The sequence below is a fragment of the Rhizobium sp. CCGE531 genome (assembly GCF_003627795.1).
Taxonomy (GTDB): Bacteria; Pseudomonadota; Alphaproteobacteria; order Rhizobiales; family Rhizobiaceae; genus Rhizobium.
This window is the reverse complement of sequence record NZ_CP032684.1, coordinates 527,815-541,659: the sequence shown is the minus strand read 5'-3', so window position 1 is coordinate 541,659 and position 13,845 is coordinate 527,815. Positions and strand designations below refer to the sequence as shown.

12 protein-coding genes are annotated in these 13,845 nt (G+C 61.6%); 7 read left to right on the top strand and 5 right to left on the bottom strand.

Translation table 11 applies throughout. From position 1 onward, the window contains the following. Position 1: 1 nt before the first annotated feature. Complete coding sequence (gene hrcA, locus CCGE531_RS02690) at positions 2 to 1,090, bottom strand: heat-inducible transcriptional repressor HrcA (RefSeq protein WP_120662803.1); 1,089 nt, start codon at positions 1,088 to 1,090, stop codon at positions 2 to 4. 171 nt (positions 1,091 to 1,261) lie between these two features. Between hrcA and rph the strand changes: the two genes are divergently transcribed. From rph to hemW, 4 genes are all read left to right on the top strand, one after another. After that, complete coding sequence (gene rph / locus CCGE531_RS02685) at positions 1,262 to 1,978, top strand: ribonuclease PH (RefSeq protein WP_120662802.1); 717 nt, start codon at positions 1,262 to 1,264, stop codon at positions 1,976 to 1,978. 214 nt (positions 1,979 to 2,192) lie between these two features. Further along, a complete protein-coding gene (locus tag CCGE531_RS02680; protein ID WP_120662801.1) occupies positions 2,193 to 2,609 on the top strand; it encodes a VOC family protein in 417 nt (138 codons plus the stop codon). 11 nt (positions 2,610 to 2,620) lie between these two features. Continuing rightward, the gene (gene rdgB, locus CCGE531_RS02675) at positions 2,621 to 3,265 is read left to right on the top strand and encodes an RdgB/HAM1 family non-canonical purine NTP pyrophosphatase (protein WP_120666413.1); all 645 of its coding nucleotides are present in this window, start codon (positions 2,621 to 2,623) and stop codon (positions 3,263 to 3,265) included. A 36-nt stretch (positions 3,266 to 3,301) separates the two neighbouring features. Further along, positions 3,302 to 4,477, top strand: coding sequence for a radical SAM family heme chaperone HemW (gene hemW, locus CCGE531_RS02670; protein ID WP_120662800.1), 1,176 nt, complete (start codon positions 3,302 to 3,304; stop codon positions 4,475 to 4,477). Between the two features lie 162 nt (positions 4,478 to 4,639). Here hemW and dnaA read toward each other — a convergent pair whose 3' ends face one another. The 4 genes from dnaA to mutM all read right to left on the bottom strand — a co-directional run bounded on the left by dnaA (position 4,640) and on the right by mutM (position 9,363). Continuing rightward, positions 4,640 to 6,190, bottom strand: a complete 1,551-nt coding sequence (dnaA, locus tag CCGE531_RS02665) for a chromosomal replication initiator protein DnaA (RefSeq protein WP_120662799.1) — start codon at positions 6,188 to 6,190, stop codon at positions 4,640 to 4,642. Between the two features lie 874 nt (positions 6,191 to 7,064). Continuing rightward, entirely contained in the window at positions 7,065 to 7,340 is a 276-nt protein-coding gene (gene rpsT / locus CCGE531_RS02660; RefSeq protein WP_120662798.1) for a 30S ribosomal protein S20, read from the bottom strand. Positions 7,341 to 7,647: 307 nt separating this feature from the next. Continuing rightward, positions 7,648 to 8,421 carry an enoyl-CoA hydratase gene (locus tag CCGE531_RS02655; RefSeq protein ID WP_120662797.1) on the bottom strand — a complete coding sequence of 258 codons (774 nt, stop codon included), beginning with the start codon at positions 8,419 to 8,421 and terminating at the stop codon, positions 7,648 to 7,650. 51 nt (positions 8,422 to 8,472) lie between these two features. Next, entirely contained in the window at positions 8,473 to 9,363 is an 891-nt protein-coding gene (gene mutM / locus CCGE531_RS02650) for a bifunctional DNA-formamidopyrimidine glycosylase/DNA-(apurinic or apyrimidinic site) lyase (protein WP_120662796.1), read from the bottom strand. Positions 9,364 to 9,609: 246 nt separating this feature from the next. On the opposite strand from mutM, the gene ubiE reads away from it, so the two are divergent. The 3 genes from ubiE (at position 9,610) to CCGE531_RS02635 (ending at position 13,843) form a co-directional block, all read left to right on the top strand. Then, entirely contained in the window at positions 9,610 to 10,386 is a 777-nt protein-coding gene (gene ubiE / locus CCGE531_RS02645) for a bifunctional demethylmenaquinone methyltransferase/2-methoxy-6-polyprenyl-1,4-benzoquinol methylase UbiE (protein WP_120662795.1), read from the top strand. A gap of 62 nt (positions 10,387 to 10,448) precedes the next feature. Continuing rightward, positions 10,449 to 12,023, top strand: a complete 1,575-nt coding sequence (ubiB, locus tag CCGE531_RS02640; protein ID WP_120662794.1) for a 2-polyprenylphenol 6-hydroxylase — start codon at positions 10,449 to 10,451, stop codon at positions 12,021 to 12,023. A 236-nt stretch (positions 12,024 to 12,259) separates the two neighbouring features. Then, on the top strand, positions 12,260 to 13,843 hold the full coding sequence (locus tag CCGE531_RS02635; RefSeq protein ID WP_120662793.1) for an aromatic amino acid lyase: 1,584 nt from the start codon (positions 12,260 to 12,262) through the stop codon (positions 13,841 to 13,843). Positions 13,844 to 13,845: the final 2 nt, after the last annotated feature.

Here is a 13,845-nt window from a genome sequence, read left to right as displayed (position 1 = left end):
ATCAGATCCCCGGCCGCGTCAGCCGCGAAATCAGCTGGGCGGTGTAATCGACCATGGGCACGATGCGGGCATAGTTCAGCCGTGTCGGACCGATGACGCCGACCGCGCCGACGATCCGATCGTCGTCGTCGCGATAGGGCGCGACGATGAGCGAGGAACCGGAAAGCGAGAAGAGCTTATTTTCCGAACCGATGAAGATGCGCACGCCCGGCCCGCTTTCGGCGAGATTGAGGATCTCGATAAGGCTGTCCTTCTTCTCGAGGTCGTCGAAAAGAAGGCGCAGGCGATCCAGATCCTCGGCGCCGCCGATCTCGGCGAGCAGGTTGGAATGCCCTCGCACGATGAGCTGCGTCGGCTTGCCGTCGTCATCGCCGCCGGACCACACGGCAATGCCGCGCTCGACCAGCTGATGGGACAGACTGTCCAGCTCCTGGCGAACGCTCTGCTTGAGGCTCTGCAGTTGCCGCCGTAGTTCCGGCAGCGTCTGGCCGGTCATATGGGCGTTGAGGAAATTGGCGGCTTCCGTCAGCTGCGACGACGTCGTGCCGGCCGGCAGTTCGATAATGCGGTTTTCGACCTGGTCGTGATCGCCGACGAGCACGGCAAGCGCCTTGGTCGGCTCTAGGCGAATGAATTCCACATGCTTGAGTACCGGATCGCTCTTGGAGGTGATCACCAGGCCGGCGCCGCGCGAAATGCCCGAGAGCACGCGGCTCGCCTCCGACATCATCGATTCCATCGGCTGATCGCGATTGCTGCCGCGCACCTGTCGGTCGATATTGGCCCGATCCTCGGCGGAGAGATCGCCGACCTGCATGAAGGCATCGACGAAGAAACGCAGCCCCATCTGCGTCGGCAACCGGCCGGCGCTCACATGCGGTGAATAGATGAGCCCGAGCTCCTCCAGATCGCTCATGACATTGCGCACCGAGGCCGGCGACAGGGACATGGGCAACAGGCGCGACAGATTGCGCGACCCAAGGGGTTCGCCATTTTCCAGATAGCCTTCGACGATGCGACGGAAGATTTCCTTGGAGCGTTCGTCCAGTGCGGCAATGACATCCGGGACCGACGATGTCGTGAATACCATTTCGCTGTCAGATCCATTCCGTTGAGCCTTAGGCAAAATATAATCATTCGGTTAGCAATGGCAAAAGGGAAAATAACACTGGGGCCGCCGAGAGGTTCCGCGGCCTGCTTTTCCTTTGCAAAAGCGGCCTGTGGGTCGTAGAAGCGGTCAACGAACATTCAGGAGAGTGGAATGCGGCCTTCAGGCAGAAAAACCGACCAGATGCGCAAGGTGTCGTTCGAGCGCAATTTTTCCAAGCATGCGGAAGGCTCGTGCCTGGTCAAGTTCGGCGATACGCATGTGCTCTGCACGGCGAGCCTGGAGGACAAGACGCCGCCATGGCTGCGCAACAGCGGCAAGGGCTGGGTCACGGCTGAATACGGCATGCTGCCGCGCGCGACCGGCGAGCGCATGAAGCGCGAAGCCGCCGCCGGCAAGCAGGGCGGCCGCACGCAGGAAATCCAGCGCCTCATCGGCCGGTCGCTACGCGCTGTCGTCGACCTCAAGGAACTGGGCGAACGTCAGATCACCGTCGACTGCGACGTCATCCAGGCGGATGGCGGCACGCGCACGGCCTCGATCACCGGCGGCTGGATCGCGCTTTACGACTGCCTGAAGTGGATGGAAAGCCGCAACATGCTCAAGGTCGAGCGTGTGCTGAAAGATCACATCGCCGCTATCTCCTGCGGCATCTTCGCCGGCCAGCCTGTCATCGACCTCGACTATCTTGAGGATTCCTCGGCCGAGACCGACGCCAATTTCGTCATGACGGGCAAGGGCGGCATCGTCGAAATCCAGGGAACGGCTGAAGGCGCCCCCTTCAGCGAAGAGGAATTCGCCACGCTGATGCATCTTGCCAAGACCGGCATCGCCGAACTGGTGGAGCTGCAGAAGCAGGCGATTGCCTGAGGGTATCAACGAATGTGGAGCGTGCAGCCTGCCCCTCATCCGGGCCCTGAGTTTATCGAAGGGCGGCCACCTTCTCCCCGTCTCGACGGGGAGAAGGGGCAAGACGCACCTTCCGTCATCTCTCTTCATCATGCGGGAATCGGAGGACGATCGAGATTGAGGTCGTCCCCTCTCCCCGCCTGCGGGGAGAGGGTTAGGGTGAGGGGCTAATCCGTTGAGCAACGCGATACTCTCAGGCGTCCTTGAAACCGCGCTCTATGCGGACGATCTCGATGCGGCCGAGGCCTTCTATGGCGGCATTCTCGGACTGCAGAAAATCTCGCGCGGCGGAAACCGCCACGTCTTCTACCGCTGCGGGCCGGGCGTTCTGTTGATCTTCAACAGCGCGGAAACCGTCAAGCCGCATGAGCCGGGCGCCCTGCCCGTGCCGCCGCATGGCACGAAGGGGCAGGGTCACGTCTGCTTCCGCCTCGACAACGACGAGATCGAGGCGATGGCGCAGAAGCTGAAGGCAGCCGGTGTCGATATCGAAGCCGATTTTCACTGGCCGAATGGCGGCCGTTCGATCTATTTCCGCGATCCGGCCGGCAACAGCCTGGAATGCGCCGAACCCCGCATCTGGGGCCTATGACAGGACAGCACATGCGCAAGCTCGACACCAAGACCATCGTCGTTGCCAGCCACAATGCCGGCAAGATCCAGGAAATTCGCGATCTCATCGGCCCGCTCGGCTTTACCGCCAAGTCCGCCGCCGATCTCAATTTCATCGAGCCGGACGAGACGGGCACGACCTTCGAGGAGAATGCGACGATCAAGGCGCTTGCCTCGGCACACGCTTCCGGTCTGCCCGCGCTCTCGGACGATTCCGGCCTGGTCATCGATGCGCTTGGCGGCGACCCCGGCGTCTATACGGCCAATTGGGCGGAGAGGCCTGACGGCACGCGCGACTTCGCCATGGCGATGCAGAAGGTCGAGACCGCCCTGGAGAAAGCCGGCGCGAACTCGCCGGAGAGCCGCACGGCACGCTTCGTCAGCGTACTTTGCCTAGCCTGGCCGGACGGGCATACCGAGCTTTTCCGCGGCGAAGTCGAAGGCACCGTCGTCTGGCCGCCGCGCGGGACGCAAGGCTTCGGCTACGATCCGATTTTCCAGCCGCAGGGGTATGAGACCACATTCGGCGAGATGAGCGGCGACCAGAAACATGGCTGGAAGCACGGAGATCAACATGCACTGTCGCATCGCGCCCGCGCCTTCAAGACCTTTGTCGAAACCTGCCTGGAGGCATAAGCTAACCCCGTGGAAATCGTGGACACACAGGACCTGATGCGCGGGGCGCAATTGCTACCGGATACCGGCGAACCCGGTTTCGGCATCTATGTGCATTGGCCCTTCTGCGCGGCGAAGTGTCCCTATTGCGATTTCAACAGCCATGTCCGTCATCAGCCTGTGGACCAGGAGCGCTTCGCTGCCGCCTTCCTAAAGGAAATGGCGACGATGCGGATGATCAGCGGCCCGAAGACGGTGACCAGTGTCTTCCTCGGCGGCGGCACGCCTTCGCTGATGAAGCCCGAGACGGTCGGCGCAGTCCTGGACGGCATCGCTAAGACCTGGCATGTGCCTGATGGCATCGAGATCACCATGGAAGCCAATCCATCGAGTGTCGAGGCCGAGCGCTTTCGCGGCTATCGCGCCGCCGGGGTCAATCGCGTGTCGATGGGCGTGCAGGCGCTGAACGACCGCGACCTGAAATTCCTGGGCCGCCTGCACAATGTCGCCGACGCGCTGAAGGCGATCAGGCTGGCGCGCGAGATTTTTCCGCGCATGTCCTTCGATCTTATCTATGCCCGCCCGAACCAGACGGTCGAGGAATGGGAGCGCGAGCTGAAGGAGGCGATGTCCTATGCGGTCGATCACCTCTCGCTCTATCAGCTGACGATCGAGGAAGGCACGCCCTTCTATGGCCTGCATAAGGCCGGCAAGCTGATCGTGCCCGATGGTGACCAATCCGCGCTGCTCTACGAGGCGACGCAGGAGATTACCGAGCGCGAGGGCATGCCGGCCTACGAGGTCTCCAATCACGCCCGTCCCGGCGCCGAGAGCCGGCATAATCTCACCTATTGGCGCTATGGCGACTATGCCGGGATCGGCCCCGGCGCCCATGGCCGCCTGACCCGCGGGCCGCAGAAGCTTGCGACAGCCACCGAGCGAAAGCCAGAAAGCTGGCTTGAGATGGTCGAGCGCGATGGCCACGGCATGGTCGACCAGGAAATGCTCGGGTTCGACGAACAGGCCGACGAATTGCTGCTGATGGGCCTGCGGCTCCGGGAAGGCGTCGATCTCGCCCGCTGGCAGCAGCTTTCCGGCCGCGATCCCGATCCGCAGCGCGAGGCGTTTTTACTGGAACACGGCTTCATAGAGCGGATCGGCAATTCCCGCCTGCGCTGCACGCCGGCGGGAATGCTGGTCCTCGACTCTGTGGTTGCCGATCTCGCCTGTTAGTCGCCTCCCCTTTGGGCAAGGCAATTGCACATGAAATGAAGTCATTGCTGGCGTCCCTCTTCTCCCCTCGGGAGACGGGCTTGCAACGCCGACACGCCTCACAAAAGAAACGGCCGGCGGTTAGGCCGGCCGTGAAACACGGAGTGAATGCTGTCCGCGCGCCTACTCGTTGATGAGGCGCTTCAGCAGCTCGATTTCATGCGACAGCTTGCTGTCGCCGGAGATCAGTTCCTCGATCTTGCGCACTGCATGCAGAACGGTCGTATGATCGCGACCGCCGAAACGTCGGCCGATTTCCGGGAAGGAACGCGGCGTCAGGGTCTTCGATAGATACATGGCGATCTGGCGCGGCTTGACGATGACGCGCGTGCGGCGGTTCGAGACCAGTTCCTGGCGCGAGACATTGTAGTGGCGTGCCACGATGCGCTGGATGTCCTCGATACGGACGCGGCGCGGCTCGCCGGAGCCGACCAGATGGGCCAGCAGTTCGTCGACGCGCTCGACCGTCAGGTTCGGCTCGAACGAGCGACGGAAGATGAGCTGGTTGAAGGCTCCTTCCAGCTCGCGACCACTTGCCGTGACGTTGCGAGCGACATGCGAGAGAAGCTCCGCCGGGATTTCCAGCGACGGATCGTCCTGACGGGCAGCGTCGAGGCGGCGCTTGAGGATCTCAAGGCGCATTTCATAGTCCGGCGCCTCAACCTCGATGGCAACACCGCCCTGCAGGCGCGAACGCACGCGCGGGTCGAGCGATTCCAGCTCCCAGGGCGCGCGGTCGGCGGCAACGACGACCTGCTTGGCGCTGTCGAGCAGCATGTTCAGCAGGTGGCAGAATTCGTGCTGGATCATCTTACCCTGCAGGAACTGCATGTCATCAATGATAAGCAGATCGATATTGCGCAGCGAATCCTTCAGCGTCAGCGCATCATTGTCGCGGATCGCGGTTGCGAAGCGCCACATGAAATATTCCGCCGTCAGATAGACGACACGCAGGCCACGCGGGTTCTGCACGGCGGCATTGGCGATCGCCTGCAGAAGGTGCGTCTTGCCGAGACCGACCGTCGCATGGACGAAGAGCGGATTGAAGCGCACGGCGCCCGTACCGGCTTCGGCGATGGTCTTTGCGGCAGCAAGGCCGACGCGGTTCGAGCTGCCCTCGACGAAGGTATCGAAGGTGAAGCGGGAATCGAGCGGAGAGCCGAACAAAGGCGCGCCGGCCATTGCGGGCCGCGCGGAAGCCGCCGCATTCACTGCCTGCGCCACCGCATGGCCTGCCGGCTGCGCGACAGAACGGCGGATCGGCGCAACTGCAGCCTGATCCGGCAATGCCGGCTGCTCGTCGGTGCTGGGCTTCGCGCCCGGCCGGGTCGCGGTGCGCACCAGGATTTCAACCTTCAGAATCTCGGCATCTTCCGCCTTGAAAAGGCTGGTGATCAAATCGAGATAACGATTGTTGATCCACGACTTCAGAAAGGTCGTCGGAACTGTGAGACGAACGACGCTCTTCGATACCGAATGGAGCTTGAGCCGCGCGAACCAGCTAGCGTAGACATCGGGTCCGACCTGCGCTTTCAAGCGCGCGCTAACGCGCTCGAACAAATTATTTTGCGCCACGTCACCCTTTGCCCCCGCCGGCTCTACGCAAACAGCACCGAACGCCTGCGCATTGTCCCCATTCTCCAACGCACCCGTCGTCCTCGTATGTATCTGCATATAATGCCGCCTTCCACAGTCTCTTATTAGGGCGGGAGAGCAATGCACCCGCCGCCCCTAGGTTCTTCGCCATAGCATGACAATCGCGCTTCGTTGTCCCAAGCCGCGCCGCATACCGGTTCATCAGCCATGCCCGGCCAACGGGCACTACAGAAACACCGTCGCGAAAACCGCTCTTAAAGCAGCTTCGTCTCGGCGCCTGCAACTGGAGCATCGATCGGCCCTCGTATTCCGACCGGATGCCCCGCTGGCTGTCAATTTTTCTCCCCTCCCCGCAGCCACGCGATTGACTCCGGCCGCAAAGGACAGACAAGCTTCCTCGTTCCGCAAGCGTTGCCGCTTCCAGCTTTAACTCGTCAACTGTTTGAAAAAACGGAGCTGAACTGCTCCGTCACAAGAGACAAAACCACCCGCGCCGCCGTAGATGACGGTGTCTGCCGAAGCCGTTTAAGGTGAAATCCGCGCCCCTTGTTGAAATGCATTTAGGCAGGATCGAGGGCAGATATCAACGATGAATTTTACACAAAATTAAGAGGCAGCCATTGACTCCGGAGGCCATTTTTGACTGTCACAAGCCCTTCAAAAAAGAATCGCTGTTGAATCAAAGAGATTCCCGACAAATGCGATTCCCACAGATTTCAAAACAAAAAAATAAAAAATCCCTTGACTCACTTGTGAGCCGGCAATGCGTCATGCAGATCACCCAGCGCTGAGATATCCTGCTGTAAGCCATTGTTTTAAAACGTATATTTCTGTCACGGCAATGACATGATCGGCCGGTCATTTTCGGCAATGCGGCAATTTTTTGGCTGAATCCAAAAAGCCCGGCGCAAGGGCCGGGCTTAAGTCTAACGATGGAATCGTTAATGGAAAGTTATGCGGTAGGGGCCGAAAGGGCCTTCACACGCTTGGCAAGACGCGAAACCTTGCGGGAAGCGGTGTTGGCGTGAAGCACGCCCTTGGTGGCTGCGCGAGCCAGTTCCGGCTGGGCAGCAATGAAGGCTGCCTTTGCGCGATCCGCATCACCCGATGCGATGGCTTCTTCGACCTGGCGAACGAACGTGCGAACGCGCGAGCGACGAGCCTTGTTGACATCGGTGCGGCGGGCGATCTTGCGGGTCGCTTTTTTCGCCGAGGTAGTATTGGCCATGTATGCCTCTCTTAGAATTCGAACAAAACTCCATCGTTGCGGCGCGGGCCTTGCGGCCAACTTCATCCAGCAATGCGGGAGCAATTGCGGAAAACCAGAGCGGCTTTCCAAACTGTGGCGGGCATATAACCGGATTGAGCCACGGCGTCAACGCGGATTCTCTTCAAACTCGCGTAATTCCCGAATCCTGGTCTCTGGAGCCGGATGATTTCAGGTCGAAACGACCTAAAATCCGAATCTGCTCTAACATCAAAGAAATAGAGCATGATATCGCCCGAAATCCGCTAACACTTTTCGGCATCATGCTCTAGCGGTTCTTGAACTCCGGCTTGCGCTTCCCGATGAAGGCGGCCATGCCTTCCTTCTGGTCCTCCGTGGCGAACAGGCTGTGGAACAGGCGGCGCTCGAAGCGCAACCCCTCCTCGAGGGTGGTCTCCAGGGCGCGGTTGACCGCCTCCTTGGCCATGAGCACGGAAGGACGGGAATGAGAGGCAATCTTGGCGGCCGCCGCCATTGCCTCGTCCAGGAGCTTGTCGGCCGGCACGACGCGCGCCACCAGGCCCGAACGCTCGGCCTCGGCCGCATCCATCATCCGGCCGGTCAGCACCAGATCCATTGCCTTTGCCCTGCCGACGGCGCGGGTCAGGCGCTGTGAGCCGCCCATGCCCGGGATGACGCCGAGGGTGATTTCCGGCTGGCCGAACTTGGCCGTCTCGGCGGCAATGATGAAATCGCACATCATGGCCAGCTCACAACCGCCGCCGAGCGCAAAGCCCCCGACCGCCGCGATGACAGGCTTGCGGGCGTTGGCGATATCAGCCCAGCCGCTGAAGAAATCATTCTTGTAGGCGTCGACGAAATCGAGCGACTGCATTTCCTTGATATCGGCGCCGGCGGCAAAGGCCTTTTCCGAACCGGTCAGCACGATCGCACCGATGGCATCATCCTGGTGAAAGGCGGCATAGGCCTGTTTCAGCTCGGAGAGCACGGTGGAATTCAGCGCATTCAGCGCCTGTGGCCGGTTGAGCCTGACAAGGCCGACAGCCCCATGAGTTTCGACAATGAGGGTTTCGTAAGTCACCTGTCTCTCCCTTTGATCAGCTTAGGCCTATTAATCGCCTTGGTCCTTCGATCAGCGTTGACAGGAAGCGCAATAGAAAGAAGAGCGTCCTGCCTGGACGATGCGACTGACCGTACCGCCGCAGCCGGGCGTACCGCAAGGCTGGGCTTCACGATCGTAGACGGAAAAGGAATGCTGGAAGTAACCGAGCGAGCCGTCCGTCTGGATATGATCGCGCAGCGACGAGCCGCCCGCGGCGATCGCATCGGCAATGACCTCGCGGATGGCGTCGACCAGCGTCAGCAGCACCTCCGTCGGCCCGCCGCTATCGGCGACCAGCGTGCCGGCGGCGCGCAGCGGCGACAGATGCGAACGCCAAAGCGCCTCGCATACATATATATTGCCGAGACCGGCGATATTCTTCTGATCCAGCAGCGCGCTCTTCAGCGGCTGCGCCTTGCCGGCAAAGCGCCTGGCCAGGTAATCAGCATCGAGTTCATTGCCCGTCGGTTCCGGGCCGAGATCGCGGAAGAAAGGATGGCTGACCATATCGGCCCGCCTGACGATGTCCATGAAGCCGAAGCGGCGCGGGTCGTTATAGATGACACGTGTATCGCCGCCGGCGCCTGCCAGATGGAAGACGACATGATCGTGCTTCTCGTCCTTAGAACGGGGATGATGGAAGCCCCCAGGCGCCTCGGCCACAGCGCCCGCCTCGACCCGGAACGAACCGGACATGCCGAGATGCGCGATGATCGTCATGCCGTCGTCGAGATCGATCAGCAGGTATTTCGCACGGCGCGACAGCGACGTGATGCCGCGCCCCGAGACATGCCGAGCGAAATCTGCCGGGAATGGAAAGCGCAGATCGCTGCGGCGCAGCTCCAGCTCCTTCAGAACGGCGCCCTCCATGGAAGGCGCCAGCCCCCGCCTGACGGTTTCGACCTCTGGTAATTCCGGCATGGCTATCCATCTTTATGTTTCAACCGCTTATGATCTGAGCTATAGCCCAAGGCATTGCGGCTGGCGATCAAGCTGATGAGATAGCGTGGCAAACGCGATTTCGCTATGGTCCGCCGCTGAATACTGCGTAACTCCTTAAATCGGAATCGATTTGGGGATAAAATTATGCAGCAAATTTAAAGTGCTGCAGCGACCTTTGCGCGTCACATATGACGCGCGGCGCTGTCGTGTAACGGAGTTGAGCCGATGGCAGACAGCCGCACCTCCGCCGATGGCGGCATGGAAACATCCTATGGCTTCCGCGAAGTGGCCGATGGCGAAAAGCAGGGCCTCGTCAACGAAGTGTTCCACAAGGTCGCCAAGCGCTACGACGTCATGAACGATGTCATGTCCATGGGGATGCATCGCGCCTGGAAGGATGCGATGATCGCGGCGCTCAACCCGCGCAAGGATCCTGCCTACAAGACCCTCGATGTTGCCGGCGGCACGGGCGACATCGCCTTCCGCATCGTCGAGGCTTCGAACCGGCTGGCGCATGCAACCGTGCTCGACATCAACGGCTCGATGCTCGGCGTCGGCGCCGAGCGTGCAGAAAAGAAGAAGCTTTCAGATAATCTCACTTTCGTCGAGGCGAATGCCGAAGAGCTTCCCTTCGAGCCGAACTCCTTCGACGCCTATACGATCGCTTTCGGCATCCGCAACGTGCCGCATATCGATGTCGCGCTGAAGGAGGCCTATCGCGTGCTGAAGCGCGGCGGCCGCCTGCTCGTGCTCGAATTCTCCGAAGTCGATCTGCCGCTGCTCGACCGCGTCTACGACGCCTGGTCCTTCAATGCCATCCCGCGCTTCGGCAAGGCGATCACAGGCGAAGCCGAGCCCTATCAGTATCTGGTGGAATCGATCCGCAAGTTCCCGAACCAGCAGGACTTCGCAACGATGATCCGCGAGGCCGGCTTCTCCCGCGTGAGCTTCACCAATTACACCGGCGGCATCGCCGCGCTACACTCCGGCTGGAAGCTCTGAAGCATGATGTCGAGCCATGTCATGCGGCCGACGGCCTCCACTCTTCGAGACCTTGAGACGCTATGAGTGCTTTCAGCGCATATTTCGGCCTTGTCCGGGTCGGCTGGGTGCTCGTGCGCGAAGGCGTGGTCATGGCGCTGCCATCGGAGGGATTGCCGCCCTCCGTCAGCCTTGCCAAATCCTTCGTCAGCATCTTCGCCCGCAGGAAGGCGAAGAGCCAGGCCCGCAGCGACCGGCTTGCCAAGGCGGTCGAACGGCTCGGCCCGTCCTATGTGAAGATCGGCCAGTTCCTCGCAACACGCCCCGATGTCGTCGGCGTCGACATGGCCAACGACCTGTCGCAGCTCCAGGATCGCATGGCCTTCTTTCCGCATAATACGGCAACGGCGGCCATCGAGGCCTCGCTTGGCCGGCGGATCGACGATCTCTATGTCAAATTCGGCGAACCGATCGCCGCCGCATCCATAGCGCAGGTGCATCCGGCCGAAATCGACACGGCCGAGGGCCGCAAGCGCGTCGCCGTCAAGGTGGTCCGCCCAGGCGTTCGTCAGCGGTTTTCAAACGATATCAAGGCGATGTATCTCGTCTCGCGGCTGCAGGAGCGTTTCATGCCCTCCAGCCGGCGCCTTCGACCGGTGGAAGTGACGAAGACGCTCGAACAGACCACGAAGGTCGAGATGGATCTGCGGCTGGAGGCGGCAGCCCTCTCGGAAATCGCCGAGAACACCGAGAAGGATCCGGGTTTCCGTGTTCCGAAGGTCGACTGGGAACGCACCGGGCGCGACGTCATCACCATGGAGTGGATCGACGGCGTGAAAATGTCCGACGTCGAGGGGCTGACGGCCGCCGGCCACGATCTTAACGTGCTTGCCGACACGCTGATCCAGTCCTTCCTTCGCCACACGCTGCGCGACGGTTTCTTCCACGCCGACATGCATCCCGGCAATCTTTTCGTCGATGCCACAGGCATGATCGTCGCCGTCGACATGGGGATCGTCGGGCGGCTGGGCAGGAAGGAACGCCGCTTCCTCGCCGAAATCCTCTACGGCTTCATCACCCGCGATTATATCCGGGTTGCCGAAGTGCATTTCGAGGCCGGCTACGTGCCCGCCCATCACAATACGGAGAGTTTTGCCCAGGCCATCCGTGCCATCGGCGAGCCGATCCACGGCCAACCGGCCGAAACGATCTCCATGGGCAAGCTTCTGACGCTGCTCTTCGAAGTGACCGAGCTCTTCGATATGGAAACACGGCCGGAGCTCGTCATGCTGCAGAAGACCATGGTCGTGGTCGAGGGCGTGTCGCGCATGCTCAATCCACGCTTCAACATGTGGAAGGCTTCGGAACCGGTCGTCGGCGACTGGATCCGCACCAATCTCGGCCCGAAGCGGATCATGACCGATCTGCGGGATGGCCTGAAGGCAGCCGTGAAGCTCGCCGAAGCCGCGCCCGAGATCGCCGCCAAGACTGAGAAATTCCACCATGAGTTGCTGCACATGAGCGAAAACGGCTTGCGTTTCGACCCGCAGACGGCCGAGGCGATCGGCAAGGCCGAGGCCAAGCACAGCCGCTCCGGCCGTTTCGCGCTGTGGATAATCGCGCTGGCGCTTCTCTACATCGCCTGGCATCTGAGCTGACCCGCAAGACCTGCCCCTGCATCAGTTGAAATAATATGGGCTGATGCAGGAACGGCGTTTGCCTTTGCCTGCCTTTCGTCTCACTGAAACTACATACACGAGCAAACACAGAGTTGCGCGACGGCCGGACTCGCCCCAGAATTCGGCCGCATGCCACCGATCGAGGTGTTCGCTATTTGGGATATCCCATTGGCGTTAAGGCTCGCATAGCCTTGCGGAAAAGGAGAACAACGGACATGGAGCGTCAGAGAGCCGGCATCGAACTCAGCGGCCAACCCCTGGGGTTCAGCGACCTGGTGCGGATCGGGGCGGGAGTTGCCCTGCCCTCGGCATCGGAAAGCGGCATGGCCCGGGTGCGGCTCGCGCGCGGCGTTCTTGAAAGCACGATCCAATCCGGCATGCCGGTCTACGGTTCCACCACCGGCGTCGGCGCCATGAAGGACGTCGAATGGTCGCCGGAAGATCTCGACACCTTCAATCTCGGCCTCGTGCGCGCCCATCATTTCGGTACGGGTGCACCCTTCTCCATGTCGGTCGTCCGCAATGCGATGGCGATCCGGGTCAACACCGCGCTCACCGGCAAGGTCGGGTGCTCACAGGAGCTGATCGAAGCCTATCTGCAACTGCTTGGTGCCGACGTCATTCCGGTCGTCAGGCGCACCGGCTCGATCGGCTGCGCGGATATCGGCCTGATGGGCCAGATCGGCGCGGTACTGACCGGCGTTGGCGAGGCCGTCTATCGCGGCCGCCGCATGCAGGCCGCCGATGCCTTCGATGCCGCCGGCATCGCTCCCGTCAGGATGATGCCGCGCGACAGCCTGGCCTCGCTCAGCGTCAATGCCGTCAGCTTCGCCGCGGCTGCCGAGACAACCCGCAATGCCGCCGCCTCGATCCGCGTCCTGCTTGCGACCGGCATGATGGCGGCCGGTGCGCTCGGCGCCTCGCGCGATCCCTGGATTTCCGTGCGCCATGTCGGCACTGCCCGCGAGGCCCTGATCGGCGCATGGCTCTGCAATGCCTCGGACGAATGGCCTTGGCCGGTCGCCACCCACGTGCAGGATCCGCTGAGCCTGCGCATGATCGCCCAGGTCTTCGGCGCCGTCATCGAAAACCTTTTGACCGCCGGTCACAAGATCCTTGCCGCCACCGGCCGCTCCGACGACAATCCCGTCATCGTCGACGGTCGCGTCATGACCTCGGGCGGCTCGCTGCCGCTCGATGTCACCATTCTGCTCGAGGCGGCCGTCATCTGCATGGCCCATGCGGCCCGCAATGCCTTCAATCGCTGCGTGCTGCTCGGCAACGGCCAGCGACGCGGCCTGCCCGTCAATCTCGTGCCCGAAGGCAAGATCGCCACCGGCTTCGGTCCGATCATCAAGCTCGCCGGCGAGATCTTCTCGCGCGTTCTTTCCATGTCCAATCCGGTCTCCGCGCAGTCGCTCGTCGTGGCGGCCGGCATGGAGGACGAGGCTGCCTTCCTGCCGCTCGTCATCGAGCGCTTCGAACGGCAGATGCGGGCGCTGAAGCGCCTGGCGGCTCTGGAAGCGTTGCTCTCGGCCCAGGCGATGGACATTCTCGGCGACAAGCCGGAAGGCGTGGCGCGCATGCTCTACGAGGTCGTGCGCAAGCATGCTGATTTCTACGTGGTCGACCGTCCCCTTTCGGCCGAGGTCGAGGCGATCGAGGAGGAACTGGCCTCCGAAGCCTTCATTTCGGAAATGATCGCCCACAAGCCGATCCTCGCCTATGATGACTTCTTCGCACTCGGCTCGCTGGAGCGGGTCGAAGAGCGGCTTTATCACGATACCGTTGCCATCTGAAC

Coding starts and splice junctions, on each gene's coding strand:
- CCGE531_RS02635 (WP_120662793.1), top strand. CDS start 12,260: ATGGAGCGTCAGAGAGCCGGCATCGAACTCAGCGGCCAACCCCTGGGG.
- rdgB (WP_120666413.1), top strand. CDS start 2,621: ATGCGCAAGCTCGACACCAAGACCATCGTCGTTGCCAGCCACAATGCC.
- dnaA (WP_120662799.1), bottom strand. CDS start 6,190: ATGCAGATACATACGAGGACGACGGGTGCGTTGGAGAATGGGGACAAT.
- ubiE (WP_120662795.1), top strand. CDS start 9,610: ATGGCAGACAGCCGCACCTCCGCCGATGGCGGCATGGAAACATCCTAT.
- rpsT (WP_120662798.1), bottom strand. CDS start 7,340: ATGGCCAATACTACCTCGGCGAAAAAAGCGACCCGCAAGATCGCCCGC.
- mutM (WP_120662796.1), bottom strand. CDS start 9,363: ATGCCGGAATTACCAGAGGTCGAAACCGTCAGGCGGGGGCTGGCGCCT.
- rph (WP_120662802.1), top strand. CDS start 1,262: ATGCGGCCTTCAGGCAGAAAAACCGACCAGATGCGCAAGGTGTCGTTC.
- ubiB (WP_120662794.1), top strand. CDS start 10,449: ATGAGTGCTTTCAGCGCATATTTCGGCCTTGTCCGGGTCGGCTGGGTG.
- hemW (WP_120662800.1), top strand. CDS start 3,302: ATGCGCGGGGCGCAATTGCTACCGGATACCGGCGAACCCGGTTTCGGC.
- hrcA (WP_120662803.1), bottom strand. CDS start 1,090: ATGGTATTCACGACATCGTCGGTCCCGGATGTCATTGCCGCACTGGAC.